Origin of the sequence: Streptomyces sp. NBC_01283, from assembly GCF_041435335.1 — a bacterium.
Lineage (GTDB): Bacteria > Actinomycetota > Actinomycetes > Streptomycetales > Streptomycetaceae > Streptomyces.
This window is the reverse complement of sequence record NZ_CP108430.1, coordinates 7,844,112-7,863,721: the sequence shown is the minus strand read 5'-3', so window position 1 is coordinate 7,863,721 and position 19,610 is coordinate 7,844,112. Positions and strand designations below refer to the sequence as shown.

The window sequence follows — 19,610 nt, the reverse complement described above, 5'->3', positions numbered from 1 at the left end:
CAGTGCCGGGGTGCAGACTGAGCCATACCTGAGACAACGACGTCCCGGAGGTGGCCGTGATGGCCGAGATCATCCTGACCGTAGGCACCCGCAAAGGCCTCTTCATCGGTCGCAGGCGCGGCGGCTCGAACACCTGGCGGTTCGACGACGGCCCGTACTTCAACGCCCAGGCCGTCTATTCGGTGGGCATCGACACCCGCGGCAGTACGCCCCGCCTCCTGGTGGGCGGCGACAGTTCCCATTTCGGCCCGTCCGTCTTCCACTCCGACGACCTCGGCAAGACCTGGACGGAGCCGCCCGAGGCGGCCGTCAAGTTCCCGAAGGACACCGGGGCGTCCCTGGAGCGGGTCTGGCAACTGCACCCGGCCGCCGCCGAACCGGACGTCGTGTACGCGGGCACCGAACCGGCGGCCCTGTACAAGTCGCGGGACCGGGGCGAGACCTTCGAGCTCGTGCGGCCGCTCTGGGAGCACCCCACGCGCGACCGGTGGGTGCCGGGAGGCGGCGGCGAGGGCCTGCACACCATCCTGACCGACCCGCGCGACCCCGACGCGGTGACGGTCGCCGTCTCCACCGCCGGTGTCTTCCGCACCCTGGACGGCGGCCGGAGCTGGGCGCCGTCGAACAACGGCGTCTCCGCGGCCTTCCTGCCGGACCCGAACCCGGAGTTCGGCCAGTGCGTGCACAAGGTCGCGCGGGACGCCGTCGACCCGGACCGCCTGTATCTGCAGAACCACTGGGGCGTGTTCCGCAGCGACGACTCGGGCGGGCACTGGACGGACATCGGCGAGGGCCTGCCCTCCGACTTCGGCTTCACCGCCGTCGCCCACCCGCACCGCGCCGACACGGCCTACGTCTTCCCGATCAACGCCGACATGGACCGCGTCCCCGCCGACCACCGGTGCCGCGTCTACCGCACATCCGACGCGGGCAAGAGCTGGGAGCCGCTCAGCGCGGGCCTCCCGGCCGACGACCACTACGGCACGGTGCTGCGCGACGCGATGTGCAGCGACGGCCAGGATCCCGCGGGCATCTACTTCGGCAATCGCAACGGCGAGGTGTACGCGTCGGCGGACGACGGGGACAGCTGGCGGGAGTTGGCGTCCCACCTGCCCGACGTACTGTGCGTCAGGGCGGCGGCCATCGGTTGATCGACGCCCCCGTTACGGCAGTAGGGTGACGCCGTGGCATCACGACCTTTGCATGAAATCGTCGAGGCGGGCTGGGCGAAGGCCCTCGAACCCGTCGCCGGGAAGATCTCCGAGATGGGCGACTTCCTGCGCGCGGAGATCGCCGCGGGACGCACCTACCTCCCGGCCGGGCCGAACGTCCTGCGCGCGTTCCAGCAGCCGTTCGACGAGGTGCGGGTGCTGATCGTCGGCCAGGACCCCTATCCGACCCCCGGGCACGCGGTGGGTCTGTCGTTCTCGGTCGCGCCCGAGGTGCGCCCGCTGCCCGGCAGCCTCATCAACATCTACCGCGAGATGGGCTCCGACCTGGGCGTCCCGCAGCCGTCGAACGGCGATCTGACGCCCTGGACGCAGCAGGGCGTCCTGCTGCTCAACAAGGCGCTCACCACGGCCCCGGGGCGTCCCGCCGCGCACCGGGGCAAGGGCTGGGAGGAGGTCACCGAGCAGGCCATCAAGGCGCTCGCCGCCCGCGGCCGGCCCCTCGTCTCCATCCTGTGGGGACGTGACGCCCGCAATCTGCGGCCGCTGCTCGGCCCGCTGCCGTCGGTCGAGTCCTCGCACCCGTCGCCGATGTCGGCGGACCGCGGCTTCTTCGGCTCGCGCCCCTTCAGCCGGGCCAATGACCTCCTCGTCCAGCAGGGCGGGCAGCCGGTGGACTGGCGGCTTCCGTGACGGACGCCCCGTGCGTCCTCGGCGTCGACTCGGGCGGCTCCGGCATGCGGGTCGCCCTCGGCCTGCCGGGCGGGGCCGGCCGCCCGCCCCCGGTGAGTTCGAACAAACCCGTGCGGACGGGTGCGCGCGGAATCGACGCCGGGCACTTCATCGAGCAACTCCTGCCCATGGCAAGGGAGTTGCTCGCACGGTCAGGTGCCGGACAGGTCACCGCTGTCGCCGTCGGCGCGGCGGGCATGGCGACGCTCGGCGACGATCTGCGCGCACAGTTGCCGGGCGCCCTCCACGAGGCTCTGGGCGTACGGCGCCTGGCGCTCGCCGCGGACGCCGTCACCGCGTACGCGGGCGCGCTCGGCGACCGCCCCGGCGCGGTCGTCGCCGCGGGCACCGGCATGATCGCGATCGGCACTGACCTGGCGGCCTGGCAGCGCGCCGACGGCTGGGGGCATCTGCTCGGCGACTGCGGCGGCGGCGCCTGGATCGGCCGCGCGGGCCTCGATGCGGCGATGCGGGCGTTCGACGGCAGACGCGGCGGCTCGAAGGCGCTGCTCGCCCGCGCCGAGGAGCTTTTCGGCCCCGCGCCGGGACTGCCCGGCGAGCTCTATCCCCGTACGGACCGGCCCGCGATGCTCGCCTCGTTCGCACCCGAAGTGGCGCACTGCGCCCCCGAGGACCCCGTGGCCGAAGCGATCCTGCGGGACGCCGCCCGGCACATCGCCGAAGCGGCGGCGGCCGTCTGCCCGGCGTCCGACGTGGCGGGTCAGGGGGTGCAGCCCGAAGTCGCCCTGACCGGAGGCCTGTTCAAGATGGGCGACGCACTGCTGGGCCCGGTGCGCGCGGAGCTGAAGGACCTCCTGCGGCATGTGCGACTGGTCACAGCCGCCGGTGATCCGCTGGACGGCGCCCTGCTCATCGCCGCCGACACCGGCGCGGACCGCCTGCGTCTGCCGCTCGACCCACGCATGCTCACCTTGCACACCGAATACGACAGTTGACCACCCAGGATGACCACTCCGTAATGTGACAGTCGTCCTCTACGTAACTCATAAGACAAAAGCGGACTTATACCGCCCACCTGTACCCTCCCCGAACAGCGAAGCCCCCGAAACCAGTAGCATGCGGCGCCATGAGCTCCTCCACTGGGCCCGCATCAGGCCTGCCCGTACGAATGCCGCGACCCCGCCAGCCCGGGCGGCACCGCCGCCCGGAGCCCGTGGCGGCTCCCGAGAACGCGCCCGCGCTCGTTCTCGCCGTACCGGGCGTACCCAGCAGCGCCACGCGCAGCCTCGCCGAAGAGGTCGTGAGCATCGCACGCTCCGAGCTCCCCGGCCTCGACGCCCGCATCGGGTACCTCGACGGGACCGAGGACGCCACGGTCACCTCGTTCCCGGAGTTCCCCTCGCTGCACTCCGTGCTCGCGCACGCCGTCAACGAACGCACCGCACGCTTCGAGCAGGCGCGCGCCGCGGGTGCGGACGTCGCCGAGCCCGACGGCCCCGTGGCCGTCGTGGTCCCCCTCCTCGCCGGTCCCGACAACGCGCTGATGCGGCGCGTGCGCCAGGCCGTGATGGACAGCCGCGCCCCCGCCGAGCTGACGGACGTCCTCGGCCCGCACCCGCTGCTCGCCGAGGGACTGCACGTGCGCCTGTCGGAGGCCGGTCTGGCCCGTGCCGACCGCGCCCGGCTGTTCACGGTGGCCACCGCGGCGGACGGCATCGTCCTCGCCACGGTCGGCGGCGAGGAGGCCGTGCAGGCCGCCGGGATCACCGGCATGCTGCTCGCGGCCCGCCTCGCGGTGCCGGTGATGGCCGCCGCGCTCGACCAGGAGGGCGCCATCGCGAACACCGCCGAGGAGCTGCGCGGCTCCGGCTCCACGCAGCTGGCGCTCGCCCCGTACCTGATCGGTCCCGAGATCGACGGCAGCCTCCTCGACGCGGCCGCCAAGGAGGCCGGCTGCGCGGTCGCCGAGTCGCTCGGCGCCTACCCGGCGATCGGCAAGCTGGCCCTCTCCAAGTACACGTCGGCGCTCGGGATCGCCCCGCAGCAGCCGTCGGGCGCGCCGGTCCACTGACCGCAGCGCGCCGGCAGACCTGATGCCGTCACGCCGATGGGCCCGCCCCCTGATACAGGGGGCGGGCCCATCGGCGTACGCGGGTCCGGTGGCTCAGTTGAAGATCACGCAGGAGGCGGCGGGAGCCTCGATCGAGCCCGCGCGCCGGGGGATGCCCGTCTCCGGGTCCACGGCGAACCAGGTCACGTCGCCGGAGCGCTCGTTGGCCGCGTACAGGAACCGGCCCGACGGGTCGATGGCCAGGTCACGCGGCCAGTGGCCGCCGCACGGCACGGTGGCGGTGAGCCGCGGCCGGTCGCCCGCCTCGTCGAGGGCGAGCACCGAGATGACGTCCTGACCGCGGGTCGCGGTCCACAGGAAGCGGCCGTCGGGGGCCACGACGACCTCGGAGGGGAACGCCTCGCCGTCGCCGTCCGCGGGGCCCGGCAGGACGGCCGCCTCGCCGAGCGGCCTGAGTGCCCCCTCGGAGGCGTCCCAGGCGCAGATCGTGAGGGTGGGGGCGAGCTCGTTCAGGACGTACGCGCGATCGCCGCGCGGGTGGAACACGAGATGCCGGGGTCCCGAGCCGGGCCGCAGCGCGATCTCCCGGTGCAGGGTCGGCTCGCCCGCCGCCGAGAGCTCACAGACGCGTACGGAATCGGTGCCGAGGTCGACGCTCACCACCCAGCGGCCGCTCGGATCGGGCAGCACCTGATGGGCGTGCGGGCGCTGCTGGCGCTGCGGATGGGGTCCCGCGCCGGTGTGCGCGAGGACGCCCGACGGTGCGGGTGCGAGGCTGCCGTCGGAGCGCAGGGGCACGGCGGTGACGCTGCCGGAGCCGTAGTTGGCGGTGAGGACGTGGCCGGCGTGCAGGGCGAGATGCGTGGGCGCGTCCCCGCCGACCGCGACCGGCGGCCCGGCCGGTTCGGGCTTGTCGCCGTTCAGGCGGTACGCGGCGACGGCCCCGCCGGACGTCTCGCTGACGGCGTAGAGCGTGTCGCCCGCAGCCGACAGGGCGAGGTACGAGGGGTCCGCGAGACTGTCCGTCCCGCCGAGCACGGTCAGCGCACCACTGTCCGGGTCGACGGCAGCGGTGAGGATCCCGGGCCCGCCCGCCGCGGTGAAGGACCCGATGTACGCCCGTTGACTGTCGCCGTGCCTGCCGACCACTGCGTTCCCCTCTCGACTCTGGACCGAGCACCATGTCCAGGGGGCACTCGTGCGGCAGACGCTAGCAGGGGGTCTAGACCAAGGCGCTGCAGATCGGGAGCGGGGTCGGCCGTCCAGCCGTCAAGGAGAGGTTGCCGCGGCCGTGGGCCGCGCGGTGTCCTTGATGGCGGGCAGGGCGAGGGCGCCGGCCAGTTCGGCCAGTTCCTCGTCGGTCGGGCGGACGGGCCCCTCGGCGCCGTCCTGCGCGAAGGCCCGGATGCGCGGGGTGCGGATCCCGGTCTTGTCAGCGATCGCCTGCGGCGTCAGATGACGGCGGCGCATGGTCTGTTGGAGTAGCTGAGACAGGTCGTCCATTGGTGCCTCCTGCCCCGCCCGCGCGCTCTCATGCCGTACGCCTGTCACGCGGCGTCCGCCGCACGGCGCTGCGGGCGGCTTCGTCACCGGGGCAGCACGGCCCGGATGGTCTTGCCGTTCGGTCCCCTGGTCACGGTGACCGTCTTCGCCATGTGCTGGACCATGGGCCAGCCGAATCCGCCGGTGCCGCCCGCCAGATCGGGCGCCCGCTCCTGCGGCGGTCGCGGATCGGCGTCACCGACCGTCACCGCGATGCCGTCCGGCTGCGCCTGCAGACGCAGGGAACACGAGGTCCCGCGCGCGTGCCGTACGACGTTGGTGACGAGCTCGGACACCGTGAGTTCGACACTCACGACGTCCTGGGAGCCCACGGGCGGGTGGAGCCCGTCCACGAAGGCGCGGGCGAAATCCCGCGCGTGGGCGACGGCCTCCGGCCGCTTGTCGAAAACCGCTCCGTCCGACGCTCCGGTGTCCAGCTCGGCCGGTCCGGTGTCCAGTCGCGTCCTTTGCGTCCTCATGAGCCCTCCTCGTTCAGGGTGGCCTCTGTCCGAATAGGGGATGGCCGCTGTCCAAGCTGACCACTTGCCCGGAATGCGGGGCGCGTAACGCCCCGGCGGACAACGGATCTTGTTGCGGAGTGACACGCATGAAGTGCCGCCGTGCGGGTACGTGCGCTTCACCGGCCGGTCGGGGGACGACGGAGGGCCGGCGGACTGGGGAGGGACATCATGACAGCGGCCACCGGTACATCCACGGACACGCGCCTCGCGGAACTGCCGGAGATCGTCTCTCCTCAGGAGGTCGGGCCGCAGGACGCCCGCGACCTGTCGAAACTGTTCTTCACCCGGCTCGCCACGCTCGAAGAGGGCACGCCCGAGTACCAATACGCCCGCAACACCCTCGTCGAGATGAACATGTCGCTGGTCAGGTACGCCGCCGGGCGGTTCCGCCACCGCAGCGACGACATGGAGGACATCGTCCAGGTCGGCACGATCGGCCTGATCAAGGCGATCGACCGCTTCGAGCTCTCCCGCGAGGTCCAGTTCGCCACGTTCGCCGTGCCGTACATCGTCGGCGAGATCAAACGTTTCTTCCGCGACACCTCCTGGGCCGTGCACGTTCCGCGCCGCCTCCAGGAGGCCCGCGTCGAACTCGCCAAGGCCACCGACGAGCTCAGCACCCGCCTCGGCCGCTCCCCCAAGGTCAGCGAACTGGCCGAGCTGATGGACCTCACCGAGGAGGAGGTCATCGAGGCCCGCATGGCCGCCAACGGCTACAACTCCACCTCCCTGGACGCGACCGTCCACGGCGACCGCGACGACAGCGAGGCGGCCCTCGCCGACTTCATCGGCGCGGAGGACCCCGCCATGGAGCTCGTGGAGGATTTCCACGCCCTGTCCCCGCTGCTCGCCCAACTCGACGAGCGCGACCGGCAGATCCTGCGGCTGCGGTTCGTCGACGAACTCACCCAGTCACAGATCGGCGAACGCCTCGGGGTCTCCCAGATGCACGTCTCGCGCCTGCTCTCCCGCACCCTGGCCCGGCTGCGCGAGGGCATGCTCACCGCACACTGAGCCCCCGGCCGGGCAACGCGACGGAAGGCGGGATTCCGGCCGCTCGCGGGCGTTAGCATCAGTGCACCGCTGATGTCCGATCGAGAAGGCGACTTCCCCGCGATGGCCGACGACGCATACCTCTTCCTCCTGACCGACCGGCACCCCCGCCTCGGGACGGCGCTGGCCGCCGTCGGCGCCCTGGAGTGCGCGCAGACCCCCGCCGTCCACGGCTGGCTGCAGGCCCACGACGTGTCGGCCTCGTCCGAACTGGTCCGGATCCTGCCCGCCGAGGCTCAGTCACTCATCCCCGAGGACGCCGAGCGCCTGCCCGTCCCGCTGAGCGAGGAAGAGGCTCTGCGGGTCCAGCAGGAGTGCGCACCCCAGTCCGTCACGGACCTGGAGGGCGAGCTGCTGGACTTCCGGGAGACGACCCAGGACTGGGAGGCGCTGGTGCACCGGGCGCTGGCCGCGGGCATTCCAGCGCCGCGCATCGCCCGGCTGACCGGCCTCGACCCGCAGGACATCGGCCGCCTCACGGTGTGACCGGTGTCAGGGGGCCGGGGTCCGGGTGACTAGTCGGCGGCGGCGGTGGACCGCTTCGTGAAGCGGTGCCACCAATGCCGGCGGCGAGGGTGCACGGCGCGGCCCAGCCTGCGACCGATCAGCAGGTAACCGAGCACGGCTCCCGTGGTGTTGAGCAGCACGTCGTCGACGTCGAAGGCCCGTCCGGTGACGAGGAAGCCTTGGGCAAGCTCGACCAGCAGCATCACCAGTGCCGTGACGGCCGTGACGCGTATGAGCCCCCGGGCCCGTGGCACGAGCACCGGCAGCAGCATGCCGAACGGCAGGCCGAGCACGATGTTGCCGCCGAGCTGCTTGACGGTGTCGCGGAACGCGGGCTGGGCGAGATAGTCGTGGATCGAGTCGCCGGGCCGGAGATTGCTGTGCGTCAAGGGCACGGACGCGGCAGAGGGTTCCAGCGTCAGCCGGGCCAGCAGCACGGCGAAGACCACCGTCCCCGCGAAGGCGAGCAGCATGGCCATCGCCCGCGCCCACCCGGAGAGCGGAGGCGTGCCGGGAGCGCTCCGGCGCCCTGCTGCCTTCGGGGACTTCGGGGTCTGCGTGGCCTCCGGGGTCTTCGTGGCCCCGGTGGTCCTGGCGGTGCTGGTCCTGCTGGTCCTTGCAGCCCTGCTGGTCTTGCCCTGCGGAACTGTCCGTGCCATCACGAGCCTCCATTCAGGGGGTGTTGTGTCTCCGTCTTCCCGCGCCCGCGCGATGGATCCGCTTCCGCTCCGGGTGGTTCACGTGGGGTCCGTGCGGCCGAACAGACCGGCGTGGCCCGGCGGAAGCTGCGTGAGTATGCGGCGCAGCAGCGCGTCGTCGGCGACCTCCGCGACGGTGGCGAGGACCGCGGTGACGGCGCGGCGGGCCTGCCCCGCGTCGACGCCGACGCGTGCGCCCACCGCCGCGACGAAGGCCGCGGGCGTCAGGGGTTCGCTGGCCGGTGAGCCCTCGGTGAGGAGCGGAGCGCACGGGCGGGGCAGCAGCCGGGCGAGATCGGTGCGGTCGTCCCCCACCAGGTGCTCCCCCAGGATCTCCAGGACGCTCTGCACCGCTCCGGCGGCCTCCTGCCGCTCCGCGTAACCCCCGCGTTCCCGGACGCGGTCAAGCAGCACTTCCACGGGCTCGGTCATGGCCGCTCATCCCTTCGGACTCGTCGTCGTGGTGGGCGAGGGACGGCTGCAGGACGGTGTCGGCCACGTCGAGCAGCGAGACACCGTCCCGCGCGCTCACCTCCTGGAGCCACGCAAGACCCTCGGCGACGGCGCACTCCTGACGGGCGGCCACGTAGTCGGCCGCCTGGTGGATGCGCTCCCAGCGCGCCGCCCGCGTGCTGGTGGTCCACACCGGGCGCCGACAGCCGGTGCCCGCGTCGTGCACGGGCCGCCAGCGCAGCAGCGCGTCGAGTGCGAGGGAGGCGGCACGCTGCGCGTGGGTGATGTGTTCGGGGGTCACGTCGGTGCGCTCGGTGTAGTAGAGACACAGCACGCCGACCGGTTTGTGACGGTCGTGCAGCGGGAGCGCCAGCACGCGCCGGGTGCCCGGCAGTTCCTCGGACAGCGGCGGCCCCGTCCGGCAGGGGTAGTCGCGCAGGTCCGGCACGAACACGGGCTGCATCCCCAGTGCCGCACTGACCGAGGGGCCGTCGGCGCGGGTGAACTGTGCGGCCTCGGCCTGCAGGGCGGGTTCGTCGGTGGCGTGCAGCAGTTGCCAGTGTTCGAGCCGCGGCAGCCAGGAAAGGGCCGCGCGCTGCGCGCCCGTCGACTGCGTGAACGCGGTGCAGAGCCGGTTCGGCAGCGCGCGTCGCCCGACCGCTGCCGCGACCGACACGTCATGCACGATCGACGGTGATTCCTCCGTCATGGTCAGCATCCCTCTCAGTCGCGCGCCTCACGGTCCGGCAGCACCCTCCGAGCGGAGGCGCACGGCTGGGCCCGGCGCCCGGAGGAGCGGGAGTTCGTCTACCACGCGATGAACCACCTCATGTGTGATCGGCCGGAGTCATCGATTCGTATGACCGGTCCGGCTTCGCTCCACCGAGGGGGTCGGGCCTGCTCAGGCCCCGATCAGAGGCGTACGAGTGGGACTGCGCAGCGGCACGGCCAGCTCGACGAGGGCCTTCTCCAGACCGTGCAGATGGGCCAGCACGGGTTCGTGGGTGGCGGGATGCGGCAGGGCGACGGTGTCGGTGGCCGGGCCGTGCGCGGCCTCCGGCGCGGTGAGCGCCTCCACGGCGGCCTCCACGCGCCAGCAGGCGGCGGCGAGCCGGTCGTCGTGCGAGGCCTCGGGGTCCGCCGCGATCGAGGCGAGCCCGCGCACCTCGCGGGCGCAGGCGTCGAGCAGCGCGAGCACCTGACCGGCGCGCTCCTTGCGGGCCCGCAGCGGGCTGAACGGATGCACCAGCGGCGCGAGCGAGAACCGCACCTTGCCGAGGAGCTGCTCCAGTTCGGCGACGCGCGGCGCGGGGTCGGCGCTCGCGGAGCCGGCGAGCCGGGCGGCTGCCTCCTCCGTGCAGGCGTGCACGCACCGCAGGGCGCGCTCGATCCAGGCGTTCGTCGTGGCGTGCGTGGTGACGGGCAGGACGAGGAGCACGGCGATGACGGCACCGAGCGCCCCGACGCCGGTCTCCGCGACCCGCAGGGCGAGCAGCCCCGGGTTCAGCACCCCGAGCAGTCCGTAGAGCACCCCGGCCATCACGGTGACCGCGAGCATCATCCAGGTGTAGGAGACCGCCGCGGTGTAGAAGATCCCGAAGATGCTGACGGCGACGACGATCGCCGAGGGGACCGGCGCACCGTGCAGCGGGACCGCGAGGACGAAGCCCGCGCCGATGCCGATGACCGTGCCGAGCACCCGCCGGAAGCTGCGCACCAGCGTCTCCCCGCGCGACGCGGTGTTCACGAACACCCACCAGGTGGCGCCCACGGCCCAGTACCAGCGCTCGTGCGAGAGGACCTGCCCCGCCGCGAGGGCGAAGCCGCCGCCGAGCATCGCCTGGACCGCCTGCCGGGTGGTCGTCCTGGCCAGGCCCCTGCCCGCGGGCGGTGCGGGCACGACCGCGGGCGGCAGGCGGCGCTCGTAGCACCAGAGCCCGAACCGTACGGCCGACGAGGCGCACAGCGACAGCAGGATGGCGGCGAACAGCTCGGGCAGCTGTCCCGGCACCGTGTGCAGGAACTGCGTCGCGAAGAACATCATGAACGCGAACACCCCGAGCGAGTGCCCGCGCGGCCCCCACCGCCGCGCGTACACGCCCGCGCCCATCACGGCGAGGAAGGCGACGTCCCGCGCCACGGGCACGTCGTGCAGCACCGCGGCGAGTGCGAGCACGGGAAAGCCCACGGCGGGCAGCAGGGCCGTGGTGACGGCCTGCCCCTTCACCGTCGTGTCGCCCACGGTGAAGAGAGCGAGCAGCGCCGCGAGCCCACCGGTGATCGCCGCGGCGAGGGAGTGCCCGGCCAGACCGCACACGGTCACCGCGAGCGCGATGCCGATGACGGCCCGCGCGGCGAACCGCAAACGCACCCGCCCCGGATCCGGCGCCACGAACACCCTCTTCAGCACGGCTTCCCCGCCCCTTCCCCGGCCATCTCGACCTGCCCGCATGAAAAAGGCGCCGCGGGGATCCGCAGCGCCATCGACAGACTCATCGAACCATCCGAAGCCCTGCTGGCTCAACCCGCACCCGATTCACTGAGCCATTGGCCCACCTCGCCGCCCTCATGCCGTACCACCAGAGGGCCAACGGATCAATCCGGAGGGTGTGACGCGCGCGGCAGCGTCCGCGGCTCCTCGCGTAAGTGCCGTCGACCGGGGTACGCGCCGAGGACCCCGTCATAGGCTGGCAGTTCTCACGACTTAGGAGTCGGCATGCCCGGAGTCATCAACCGCATAAAGCAGTTCGTCCGGAGCCCCGAGGGAAAGCGCACGGTCCGGCAGGTCCGCCGGGCCTCGGCCGACCCCAAGAACCGGGCCCAGGCCAGGCGGGTGCTCGGCAAGTTCCGAGGGCGTCACTGAGGCCGCTCAGGCATCCGCGCTCCGGCCTCCCGGTGCGATCAGTCCGGTCTCGTAGGCGAGCACGACGGCCTGGACACGGTCGCGGAGGTCCAGTTTCGACAGGATGCGGCCGATGTGCGTCTTGACCGTGGTCGGGCTGAGGAACAGGCGGTCCGCGAGCTCGGCGTTGCTGAGTCCCGTCGCGAGCAGGCGGAGCACCTCCAGTTCGCGGGGCGTCAGGCCGGACAGGTCGCGGTGGAGCGTGGGCGCCGCGCTCTCCTCACGGGTGGCGAAGCGCTCGATGAGCCGGCGGGTGATCGTGGGCGCGAGCAGGGCGTCCCCGGACTGCACCAGGCGTACGGCGGCCACCAGATGCTCGGGGGTGACGTCCTTGAGCAGGAAACCGCTGGCGCCCGCGGTGAGCGCCGCGTACACGTAGTGGTCCAGGTCGTACGTCGTGAGGATGATGACCCGGGTCTCGTGCGGGCCCTCGCCGCCCAGGATCCGCCGGGTGGCCTCGATGCCGTCCATCTGCGGCATGCGGATGTCCATGAGCACGACGTCGGGCCGGGTGCGCCGGACGGCGGCCACCGCCTCGGCGCCGTCGGCCGCCTCGGCTGTCACCTCGATGCCGTCGGCGGCCAGGATCATCCCGAAACCGGTGCGCACGAGGGCCTGGTCGTCGGCGATGACGATACGGAGCGGGGGCCAGGTCATGCGGTGCGCCAGGGGATGAGGGCCATGATCCGGAAGCCGCCCGCGAGCGTGGGCCCGGCGGTGAGTTCGCCGCCGTAGACCGCGAGGCGCTCGCGCAGTCCCATCAGGCCGCGGCCGTTGCCGTCCGCGGGCGGTGCGTCCCGCGCGGCGCCGGTGTCGATGACTTCTATCTCCAGATGGCCGTCCGCGCAGCCGATGGTGACGGCGGCGTCGGCGCCGGGCGCGTGCTTGATCGTGTTGGTCAGCGCTTCCTGGACGACGCGGTACGCCGCGAGGTCCACGCCGGGCGACAGCGGCTCCGGCGGCAGGTCCACCGTGATGCCGACCGGTGTCCCCGCGGCCCGTACCCGTTCGATCAGGGCGTCGAGCTGACCGAGGCCCGGCTGCGGCTCCAGGCCGTCCGCCGGGGTGTCGTTCCTGCCGGTGTCCGGAGCCGCCAACAGGCCCATCACGTGCCGGAGTTCGGCCATCGCCGCCCGTCCTCCGGCCTCGACGGCGAGGAGTGCCTCCTTCGACCGCTCCGGCGCCGCGTCCATCACTTTGCGTGCCGCGCCCGCCTGGATCACCATCACGCTCACATTGTGGGTCACCACGTCGTGCAGTTCGGCGGCTATGCGGGATCTCTCCTCGTCCACCGCCCGGCGCATGGCCTCGCCCTGCGTCTGCTGCAGCTCCGCGTACCGGTCCCGGCTCGCCGTCAACTGCCGTCGCCAGAACCGGACCAGAGCGGCGAGGACCCCCGCGACGAGGAGGACGACCGCCGGGCTCGACCAGCCGGGAAGGACGGGTGCCGTGCCCCGGAACGCGATGCCCGCAAGAACGGCGGCGCACAGCAGCGCCACCATCGCCCCCATCCGGTAACGGCTGTACATGACGGCGGTATAGGCACCGATGACGCAGGTCAGCACGTTGATCCAGGAAGTCCTGTCCTCGCCGATGGCAAGCGCCGCGAACAGCACCACGGTGAACGCGGCCAGCGGATACCACCGCCGGATCGCGAGCGGCAGCGCCGAGAGCACGACGAGCGGCCAGGGCGCCGCGTAGATCTCGGGGTCCCGTATGCCGGGCCCCGGAGGCGGCGGCGCGGGCCTGGCCGGGGGCTCCGGCCCGTACGTGACCGGCCCGCTGTCGGGGTAACGCGCCGCCACGATCAGGGCGACGACGGTCAGCAGGACCGCGAGGGCCACGTCGCTGCGCACCGCACGACGCGACAGCGGTGCGGGCCTCGGCTCCGGCCGGAACGCGTCACGCAGTTGCTGCCGCGGTCCGCGCCGCTCTCCCTTGTCCACCGGCTCATTGTGCGACCCGCCCGCCGCGTCCCGCATCAGCCTGAACGGCCGGGGTGCCGTCCCGGAGGAGTACGCCGCGGTGATGACCCCGTGGCGCGGTCCTTCGCGGGGAGGGCCGGATGTCGGTGCCGCGGCCGACGCGCCCCGACCGCGCCCGCTCCTAGGTTCGCTGGGCCAGGCACCGCAGGAGCCATCGACCGACGGGACGGAACCTCTCATGACTCACGTGATCGAGCTGGAGGGCGTTGCCAAGCGCTACGACAGTGCGGGCGCGCCCGCGCTCGGACCGCTGGACATCGGCGTCGCCCAGGGCGAGGCGCTCGCGGTGACGGGACCGTCCGGCAGCGGCAAGTCCACGCTCCTGAATCTTGTCGCGGGTCTGGACAAGCCGACGGAGGGCGCGGTCACGGTGGCCGGCCGTCGGATCGACCGGCTGAGCGAGCACGCGCTCGCGCGCTTCCGCCGCGAACAGATCGGCATGGTCTTCCAGTTCTTCAACCTGCTCGACGACCTCACCGTCGCCGACAACATCCAACTCCCCGCCCAGCTCACCGGGACGGCACGGAAGAAGGCGGCCGCCCGCACCGACGAGCTCATGGAGATCCTCCGCATCCAGAAGCACGCCCGCGCCTATCCCGGCCGTCTCTCCGGCGGCGAACGCCAGCGCGTCGCGGTCGCCAGGGCACTGGTCAACCGCCCCGCACTGCTCCTCGCCGACGAGCCGACCGGCGCGCTCGACACCGCGTCGGGCCATGACGTACGGGAGTTGCTCGTGGACCTGCATCGCGGCGGGCAGACGATCGTGCTCGTCACGCATGACCTGGCGCTCGCGGAGGCCTGCGCGAGCCGCACCATTCACCTGGTCGACGGCCAGGTCGCCCTCGACAGCCGTGCGCAGGTGCTCCGATGAGCCGCATCGGCACCGGCGCGCTCGGCCGGGTCGTGCGCTCCGGAGTGGGCAGGCGGCGGGTGCAGACGCTCGTGATCGCCGTGGCCACGATGATGGCCGTGGCCTCGGCCGTGGTCGCCGGGTCCCTCATGGTCGCCGCGGACGCCCCCTTCGACCACGCCTTCGCGCAGCAGCACGGGGCGCACATCAGCGCCCAGTTCGACCCGGCCAAGGCGAGTACGGCGCGGATCGAGGCCACCGGGCGGCTGGACGGCGTCACGGCGAGCGCGGGACCGTACCCGCTCACGACGATCCACCCGGTGGGCCGGGACGGCGGTCATGTGCCCGCCACGACGCTGGCCGGGCGGTCCGGTCCGGACGCCGCCGTGGACGACCTGGACCTGAAGTCCGGCCGGTGGGCGGCGAAACCGGGCGAGGTCGTCCTCGACTCGTCGTTCACCGGGCCGGCGTTCAGGCTCGGCTCCACCCTGAAGACGTCGGACGCGGCGGACGCCGCGACCCTCACGGTCGTCGGCCTCGCCACGTCGGCCGGCAAGACGGCCGCCGCGTGGGCGACGCCCGCGCAGGTAAGGGCTCTGGCATCGAAGGACACTCCGGTCACGAGCCAGCTGCTCTACCGCCTGCAATCGGCGGACACGAAGGGGCAGATCGCCGAGGGCCGCAAGAAGCTCGCAGCCGCGGTGCCGTCCGGTGCGCTGCTCGGCACCGAGTCCTATCTGGACGCCAAGCGCGCCGCCGATCAGGGCGCGGCGCCGACCGTCCCGTTCCTGATCGCGTTCGGTGTGCTCGGCATCGCGATGTCGGTGATCATCGTCGGCAGCGTGGTCAGCGGCGCGGTCGGCACCAGCCTGCGCAGGATCGGCATCCTCAAGGCCGTCGGCTTCACGCCGCGCGAGGTCGTGCGCGCCTATGTGGCCCAGGCACTGATCCCGGCGGGCGCCGGCATCGCGCTGGGGGTCGTGCTCGGGAACCTGCTGGCCGTGCCGCTCCTCGACGACACCGAGCAGGCGTACGGCACTGCCTCGCTCTCGGTGGCCTGGTGGGTGGATGTCGTGGTGCCCCTCGCCGCGCTGCTCGTCGTCGGCGTCGCGGCGCTGGTGCCCGCGCTGCGGGCCGGGCGGCTGCGGACGGTCGAGGCCATCGCGGTGGGCCGGGCGCCGCGCACGGGGCGCGGCCGGTGGGCGCACCGGGCCGCAGGGCGGCTGCCGTTGCCGCGGGCGGTGACCTACGGTCTCGCGAGTCCCTTCGCGCACCCGGTCCGCGCGGTCGCGATGCTGCTCGCGGTGGCCTTCGGCACGGTCGCGGCGACGTTCGCGGTGGGTCTCACCGCCTCGCTGGACGCGGTCGGTACCGCCTCGGACCCCGAGGAGCGCGCCGCGGTGACCGTGCTCGCCGGCGGGCGGACCGCGGGCCCGGGGCAGCCTCCCCCCGCGACGGACGGCTCGGCGGACGGCACGGCCGCCGACACGGCGAAGGTACGCGCCGCCGTCGAGGCGCAGGCGGGCACCGCCTCGTCCTACGGCCTGACGCGGAGCGAGGTCACCGTGGGCGGGATCTCCGGCACGGTCCGGGCCAGCCTCTACCAGGGCGACACCGAGTCGGGCGGCTACGAAATGATCGCCGGGCACTGGATCGACGGCGCGGGCCAGCTCGTGGTGTCCACGCGCTTCCTGGAGCGGACCGGCTCCGAGATCGGTGACACCGTGCGGGTGACCCTCAAGCAGCAGAAGCGGACCCTGCGGATCGTCGGCGAGGCCTTCGACACCTCGGACGACGGCCTGCATCTGCACGCGGACATGGGCACCTTCCCCGGGACGGCGCCCCAGACGTTCCTCGTCGACGTGAACGCGGGCGTCTCCCCCACCGCGTACGCCGAGAAGCTCTCCGCGACGCTCGAACCGCTGGGCGGCGATGCCATGGCGAACGACCCGTCCGACCAGGAGGGCATGATCCTCATCCTGAACGCGATGGCGGCGCTGCTCACCCTGATGCTGGTCTCCGTGGCGGGCCTCGGCGTGCTCAACTCCGTCGTCCTTGACACCCGGGAGCGCGTCCACGACCTGGGCGTCTGCAAGGCGATCGGCATGTCACCGCGGCAGACCGTGGGGCTCGTGCTGGCTTCGGTGGCGGGGATCGGTGTGGTCGGCGGCCTCGTGGGCGTGCCTGCCGGGTTCGCGCTGCACGGCTTTGTGCTGCCGGTGATGGGGCACGCGGCGGGCACCGGCCTGCCGCCGTCGGTCCTGGACGTGTACGAGGCACCGCAGCTGGTCCTGCTGGGCTTCGCCGGGGTCGTCATCGCGCTGCTCGGCGCGCTGCTCCCCGCGGGGTGGGCGGCCAGGGCGCGCACGGCCACGGCACTGCGCACGGAGTAGCGGCCGCGTGGTGCGGCCGGCGGGGGCCTATGCCTCCGTCGGCGGCCACAGGGGGCGCTGGTCGTCCGGGAGGGACTGCAGGGCCTGGCCGACCGTGCGGTAACCGGGGAGCAGTTCCGTGCTGCCGGTCAGGGCCAGCATCTCCGAAAGGCGGCGTCCCGCCCCCGCGAGCAGCAGTTTTCCCTCGCGGCGTGCGAGCAGCCACCGCACGGCGAGCAGGCAGTTCAGGCCGCGCGAGTCGCAGAACATCAGCGCCGTCACGTCCAGGACCAGATGCCGGTGCCCGGCCTCGACGGAGGCGCCGAGGGTACGCAGGAAGAACTCCTCGCAGGACTGGTCTAGCTCGCCGCTGACCCGCAGCACCGCGGAGTCGGAGCAACTCGCGAGCTCGGTGATGGTCAGGCGATGGGTCTCAGTGGACATCACACCCCCATGAGCCATCGTACCGAGAGCAACCCAGTGGCCTCTCCCGGAACAGCTCCGCACGGCGTGCGCCCCGCTGCCGCTACCTCTTGTCGAGGAGCTTGCCCCGCAGGCGTCCGAGGGTCCTGCTGAGGATGCGTGAGACGTGCATCTGGGAAATGCCCAGCTCCGCACCGATCTCACTCTGCGTCATGTCGGCGGCGAAGCGCATCCCGAGGATCTGGCGTTCGCGTTCCGGCAGCGCGGCGATGAGCGGCTTCAGGGAGTGCAGGTCCTCGACCTTGTCCAGCTCCGGATCGCGGTAGCCGACGTGGTCGGCCAGCGTGTCGTCGGAGTCGACGCCGTCGGCGGGGAAGTCCAGGGAGGCCGTGGTGTAGCCGTTGGCCGCGGTGAGACCTTCGCTGATCTCGGCCTCGTCCAGGTCCAGGTGCTCGGCGAGTTCGGCCGTGGTCGGGGTGTGCCCGTTCGTCTGCTCGAGATCGGTGGTGGCCTTCACCAGGTCGATGCGGAGCTCCTGCAGCCGGCGGGGAACGCGCACGGCCCAGGTGGTGTCGCGGAAGAAGCGCTTGATCTCGCCCATGATCGTCGGTAGCGCGAAGGTGGTGAACTCCACGCCCCGCTCCAGCTCGAAGCGGTTGATCGCCTTGATCAGACCGATCGTGCCCACCTGGACGACGTCTTCGTACGATTCGTCGCGCGGGCGCATCCGGTGCGCCGCGTACCGCACGAGGTTGAGGTTCAGCTCCACCAGCGAGTTGCGTACGTAGGAGTGCTCCGGCGTTCCTTCCTCCACGGCGTCCAGCCGGGCGAACAGCGTCTTGGAGAGGGCGCGGAGGTCGGCCGTGCGGCGGCTGATGTCGGGGTCGGCGGTATGTCGTTCGGCGTACGACATCGTGGGTCCTGGGCTGCTGGTCGTCGAGGCCACCGTCGTCACTCCCGAAACAGATGGCACCCTCCGGGCGAGAGCGCGCTGTGCACGGGCTCTTACCCACCATCTCCCGTTACATTCCCGTGACTTGACTCGCCGTATAGAAAACCCCTTCCGGGGAACTCGGGTCACCCGCGGGATGACACGGGAGGTGGACGGCTGTGATCTGGTGGATGTGGCTGGCCCTGGTACTGGTCGCACTGCTCCTGCTGGCCGGTGCGGTCCTCGGGACCCAGGCACGGCGCCGTGGCGGCGGCGCGATCGTGGTCCGGCGGGGTCGCCGCGCGGGCGGCGGGAGGATCCGGTGAGCACGCTGATGCTCGCCGCCGAACTGACCAAGCGGCCCGTGGTCACGCTCGGCGGGGAAGCGGTGGCCCAGGTGAAGGACACCGTCTTCGACGCGGCGGGCGCACGGATCACCGGTTTCACGCTGGCGGGCCGCGGGCTGCTGTCCGGTCCGCTCAAGCAGAGCCTGCCCTGGTCCGGGGTCCACGCGCTGGGGCCGGACGCGGTGATGATCCCGTCCACCGAGGTCCTACAGGCCAGGGACGCGGTGGTGGACAGGGGCGAGGCCGACACGGGACAGGTGCGTGGCGCCCGGGTACTGAGCGATGCGGGGCTTGAACTGGGCACGGTGCTGGACGCGGTGGTCGAGGGCGGCACGAGCGGGCGGGTGGTGGGCTTCGAGATCACGACCACCGAGGCGATGGGCCGGCACGAGCGCAGGGCCTTTTTGCCGACGCACGGTCAACTGGCGATGACCGGGGACACGTTGGTGATCCCGGCGCGGCTGGCCGGGCAGGCGGTGGACGACCTCGACGCGCTGGCCGCGGACCGGCAGCGGACGCGGACCGCGGGTGAGACGGGATTCCGGAAGGGGAACGGCCGATGATGCTGCTCAGCCAGGTCCTGGGTCATCCGGTCATCAGCGCCGAGGACGCGCGCCCCGCCGGGGAGCTCGCGGGACTCGGCATCGATCCGCTGACCCGCCGGATCACGGAGCTGTACCTGCGGGACGCCAAGAGCGGCGGCGACAGCGTCCCTTGGGCGCGGGTGCGCGGCATGGGGCCGGACGCCGTGATCATCGACACCGGCGGCACGGACGCGACGGAGGCGGGTCACGGCGGCTCGCACTCCCGCGCGCACAAGAGGCTGCTGGGCAAGCGGGTCCTCACCGAGTACGGCGAGGACATCGGCACGCTCACCGAGGTCACCTTCGACCCGGACACCGGCAGCGTGGGCGATCTCCACGTGGGGCGCGAGCAGGTCCCCGGCAGCCGCCTCGTCGGCATCGGCCCCTATGCCCTGGTCGTCGGGGCGGGGCAGCATCCCACGGCCGCGGGCTGATCCGGTTCCGCCCCACCGGACCGGCCACCCGATCGGGGGAGTGTGCGGCCGCGGGCGCTGGGCAGCGGGAGCTCC

The 19,610-nt window shown here is 72.7% G+C and carries 23 protein-coding genes; 12 read left to right on the top strand and 11 right to left on the bottom strand.

Annotated elements, in window-relative coordinates:
• Nucleotides 1-59: 59 nt before the first annotated feature.
• The 4 genes from OG302_RS35750 (at nt 60) to OG302_RS35735 (ending at nt 3,933) form a co-directional block, all read left to right on the top strand.
• Nucleotides 60-1,151 (top strand): WD40/YVTN/BNR-like repeat-containing protein, encoded by a 1,092-nt coding sequence (locus OG302_RS35750; protein WP_371530545.1) that lies wholly within the window; start codon nt 60-62, stop codon nt 1,149-1,151.
• A gap of 33 nt (nt 1,152-1,184) precedes the next feature.
• Nucleotides 1,185-1,862 (top strand): uracil-DNA glycosylase, encoded by a 678-nt coding sequence (locus OG302_RS35745; protein ID WP_371530544.1) that lies wholly within the window; start codon nt 1,185-1,187, stop codon nt 1,860-1,862.
• Nucleotides 1,859-2,857, top strand: a complete 999-nt coding sequence (locus tag OG302_RS35740) for an N-acetylglucosamine kinase (protein WP_371530543.1) — start codon at nt 1,859-1,861, stop codon at nt 2,855-2,857. Before OG302_RS35745 ends, OG302_RS35740 begins: the two co-directional genes overlap by 4 nt.
• A gap of 131 nt (nt 2,858-2,988) precedes the next feature.
• Nucleotides 2,989-3,933, top strand: coding sequence for a sirohydrochlorin chelatase (locus OG302_RS35735; protein WP_371530542.1), 945 nt, complete (start codon nt 2,989-2,991; stop codon nt 3,931-3,933).
• A 93-nt stretch (nt 3,934-4,026) separates the two neighbouring features.
• On the opposite strand, the gene OG302_RS35730 is transcribed toward OG302_RS35735, so the two are convergent.
• The 3 genes from OG302_RS35730 to OG302_RS35720 all read right to left on the bottom strand — a co-directional run bounded on the left by OG302_RS35730 (nt 4,027) and on the right by OG302_RS35720 (nt 5,954).
• Entirely contained in the window at nt 4,027-5,082 is a 1,056-nt protein-coding gene (locus OG302_RS35730; protein WP_371530541.1) for a lactonase family protein, read from the bottom strand.
• Nucleotides 5,083-5,202: 120 nt separating this feature from the next.
• Nucleotides 5,203-5,436 (bottom strand): XRE family transcriptional regulator, encoded by a 234-nt coding sequence (locus tag OG302_RS35725; RefSeq protein ID WP_361841010.1) that lies wholly within the window; start codon nt 5,434-5,436, stop codon nt 5,203-5,205.
• An 83-nt stretch (nt 5,437-5,519) separates the two neighbouring features.
• The gene (locus OG302_RS35720) at nt 5,520-5,954 is read right to left on the bottom strand and encodes an ATP-binding protein (RefSeq protein WP_361841008.1); all 435 of its coding nucleotides are present in this window, start codon (nt 5,952-5,954) and stop codon (nt 5,520-5,522) included.
• 210 nt (nt 5,955-6,164) lie between these two features.
• On the opposite strand from OG302_RS35720, the gene OG302_RS35715 reads away from it, so the two are divergent.
• Both OG302_RS35715 and OG302_RS35710 read left to right on the top strand, forming a co-directional pair.
• Nucleotides 6,165-7,010, top strand: coding sequence for an RNA polymerase sigma factor SigF (locus tag OG302_RS35715; protein ID WP_371530540.1), 846 nt, complete (start codon nt 6,165-6,167; stop codon nt 7,008-7,010).
• 72 nt (nt 7,011-7,082) lie between these two features.
• Entirely contained in the window at nt 7,083-7,535 is a 453-nt protein-coding gene (locus OG302_RS35710; protein WP_371530539.1) for a DUF6003 family protein, read from the top strand.
• A 29-nt stretch (nt 7,536-7,564) separates the two neighbouring features.
• On the opposite strand, the gene OG302_RS35705 is transcribed toward OG302_RS35710, so the two are convergent.
• From OG302_RS35705 to OG302_RS35690, 4 genes are all read right to left on the bottom strand, one after another.
• On the bottom strand, nt 7,565-8,215 hold the full coding sequence (locus tag OG302_RS35705) for a VanZ family protein (RefSeq protein WP_371530538.1): 651 nt from the start codon (nt 8,213-8,215) through the stop codon (nt 7,565-7,567).
• 78 nt (nt 8,216-8,293) lie between these two features.
• Entirely contained in the window at nt 8,294-8,686 is a 393-nt protein-coding gene (locus OG302_RS35700; RefSeq protein ID WP_371530537.1) for a DUF2267 domain-containing protein, read from the bottom strand.
• The gene (locus tag OG302_RS35695) at nt 8,658-9,416 is read right to left on the bottom strand and encodes a GAF domain-containing protein (RefSeq protein WP_371530536.1); all 759 of its coding nucleotides are present in this window, start codon (nt 9,414-9,416) and stop codon (nt 8,658-8,660) included. The genes OG302_RS35700 and OG302_RS35695 overlap by 29 nt, the downstream gene beginning before the upstream one ends.
• A 192-nt stretch (nt 9,417-9,608) precedes the next feature.
• Complete coding sequence (locus OG302_RS35690; protein ID WP_371530535.1) at nt 9,609-11,117, bottom strand: FUSC family protein; 1,509 nt, start codon at nt 11,115-11,117, stop codon at nt 9,609-9,611.
• Nucleotides 11,118-11,423: 306 nt separating this feature from the next.
• Between OG302_RS35690 and OG302_RS35685 the strand changes: the two genes are divergently transcribed.
• Nucleotides 11,424-11,570, top strand: coding sequence for a hypothetical protein (locus OG302_RS35685; protein ID WP_371530534.1), 147 nt, complete (start codon nt 11,424-11,426; stop codon nt 11,568-11,570).
• 6 nt (nt 11,571-11,576) lie between these two features.
• On the opposite strand, the gene OG302_RS35680 is transcribed toward OG302_RS35685, so the two are convergent.
• Entirely contained in the window at nt 11,577-12,266 is a 690-nt protein-coding gene (locus OG302_RS35680) for a response regulator (RefSeq protein ID WP_371530533.1), read from the bottom strand.
• Nucleotides 12,263-13,555 (bottom strand): sensor histidine kinase, encoded by a 1,293-nt coding sequence (locus OG302_RS35675; RefSeq protein WP_371530532.1) that lies wholly within the window; start codon nt 13,553-13,555, stop codon nt 12,263-12,265. The genes OG302_RS35680 and OG302_RS35675 overlap by 4 nt, the downstream gene beginning before the upstream one ends.
• Before the next feature lie 217 nt (nt 13,556-13,772).
• On the opposite strand from OG302_RS35675, the gene OG302_RS35670 reads away from it, so the two are divergent.
• Nucleotides 13,773-14,465: an ABC transporter ATP-binding protein gene (locus tag OG302_RS35670; protein WP_371530531.1), complete on the top strand. Its 693-nt coding sequence runs from the start codon at nt 13,773-13,775 to the stop codon at nt 14,463-14,465.
• Nucleotides 14,462-16,837, top strand: a complete 2,376-nt coding sequence (locus OG302_RS35665) for an FtsX-like permease family protein (protein WP_371530530.1) — start codon at nt 14,462-14,464, stop codon at nt 16,835-16,837. Before OG302_RS35670 ends, OG302_RS35665 begins: the two co-directional genes overlap by 4 nt.
• 27 nt (nt 16,838-16,864) lie before the next feature.
• On the opposite strand, the gene OG302_RS35660 is transcribed toward OG302_RS35665, so the two are convergent.
• Together OG302_RS35660 and OG302_RS35655 are read right to left on the bottom strand one after the other, a co-directional pair.
• On the bottom strand, nt 16,865-17,260 hold the full coding sequence (locus OG302_RS35660) for an STAS domain-containing protein (RefSeq protein ID WP_371530529.1): 396 nt from the start codon (nt 17,258-17,260) through the stop codon (nt 16,865-16,867).
• Nucleotides 17,261-17,342: 82 nt separating this feature from the next.
• On the bottom strand, nt 17,343-18,152 hold the full coding sequence (locus OG302_RS35655) for an RNA polymerase sigma factor SigF (protein WP_371750338.1): 810 nt from the start codon (nt 18,150-18,152) through the stop codon (nt 17,343-17,345).
• Nucleotides 18,153-18,349: 197 nt separating this feature from the next.
• Between OG302_RS35655 and OG302_RS35650 the strand changes: the two genes are divergently transcribed.
• Genes OG302_RS35650 through OG302_RS35640 form a run of 3 tightly spaced genes read left to right on the top strand, consistent with a single transcriptional unit; the run spans nt 18,350 to nt 19,535 of the window.
• Nucleotides 18,350-18,496: a hypothetical protein gene (locus OG302_RS35650; protein WP_371530528.1), complete on the top strand. Its 147-nt coding sequence runs from the start codon at nt 18,350-18,352 to the stop codon at nt 18,494-18,496.
• Nucleotides 18,493-19,080: a PRC-barrel domain-containing protein gene (locus tag OG302_RS35645; RefSeq protein ID WP_371530527.1), complete on the top strand. Its 588-nt coding sequence runs from the start codon at nt 18,493-18,495 to the stop codon at nt 19,078-19,080. The genes OG302_RS35650 and OG302_RS35645 overlap by 4 nt, the downstream gene beginning before the upstream one ends.
• On the top strand, nt 19,077-19,535 hold the full coding sequence (locus tag OG302_RS35640) for a PRC-barrel domain-containing protein (RefSeq protein ID WP_371530526.1): 459 nt from the start codon (nt 19,077-19,079) through the stop codon (nt 19,533-19,535). Before OG302_RS35645 ends, OG302_RS35640 begins: the two co-directional genes overlap by 4 nt.
• Nucleotides 19,536-19,610 lie beyond the last annotated feature (75 nt).

Bases quoted from the DNA above. Each gene is read 5' to 3' on its own strand.
- OG302_RS35750 (WP_371530545.1), top strand. From the start codon at position 60: ATGGCCGAGATCATCCTGACCGTAGGCACCCGCAAAGGCCTCTTCATC.
- OG302_RS35735 (WP_371530542.1), top strand. From the start codon at position 2,989: ATGAGCTCCTCCACTGGGCCCGCATCAGGCCTGCCCGTACGAATGCCG.
- OG302_RS35725 (WP_361841010.1), bottom strand. From the start codon at position 5,436: ATGGACGACCTGTCTCAGCTACTCCAACAGACCATGCGCCGCCGTCAT.
- OG302_RS35720 (WP_361841008.1), bottom strand. From the start codon at position 5,954: ATGAGGACGCAAAGGACGCGACTGGACACCGGACCGGCCGAGCTGGAC.
- OG302_RS35715 (WP_371530540.1), top strand. From the start codon at position 6,165: ATGACAGCGGCCACCGGTACATCCACGGACACGCGCCTCGCGGAACTG.
- OG302_RS35710 (WP_371530539.1), top strand. From the start codon at position 7,083: ATGTCCGATCGAGAAGGCGACTTCCCCGCGATGGCCGACGACGCATAC.
- OG302_RS35705 (WP_371530538.1), bottom strand. From the start codon at position 8,215: ATGGCACGGACAGTTCCGCAGGGCAAGACCAGCAGGGCTGCAAGGACC.
- OG302_RS35700 (WP_371530537.1), bottom strand. From the start codon at position 8,686: ATGACCGAGCCCGTGGAAGTGCTGCTTGACCGCGTCCGGGAACGCGGG.
- OG302_RS35695 (WP_371530536.1), bottom strand. From the start codon at position 9,416: ATGACGGAGGAATCACCGTCGATCGTGCATGACGTGTCGGTCGCGGCA.
- OG302_RS35685 (WP_371530534.1), top strand. From the start codon at position 11,424: ATGCCCGGAGTCATCAACCGCATAAAGCAGTTCGTCCGGAGCCCCGAG.
- OG302_RS35680 (WP_371530533.1), bottom strand. From the start codon at position 12,266: ATGACCTGGCCCCCGCTCCGTATCGTCATCGCCGACGACCAGGCCCTC.
- OG302_RS35670 (WP_371530531.1), top strand. From the start codon at position 13,773: ATGACTCACGTGATCGAGCTGGAGGGCGTTGCCAAGCGCTACGACAGT.
- OG302_RS35665 (WP_371530530.1), top strand. From the start codon at position 14,462: ATGAGCCGCATCGGCACCGGCGCGCTCGGCCGGGTCGTGCGCTCCGGA.
- OG302_RS35660 (WP_371530529.1), bottom strand. From the start codon at position 17,260: ATGTCCACTGAGACCCATCGCCTGACCATCACCGAGCTCGCGAGTTGC.
- OG302_RS35655 (WP_371750338.1), bottom strand. From the start codon at position 18,152: ATGTCGTACGCCGAACGACATACCGCCGACCCCGACATCAGCCGCCGC.
- OG302_RS35640 (WP_371530526.1), top strand. From the start codon at position 19,077: ATGATGCTGCTCAGCCAGGTCCTGGGTCATCCGGTCATCAGCGCCGAG.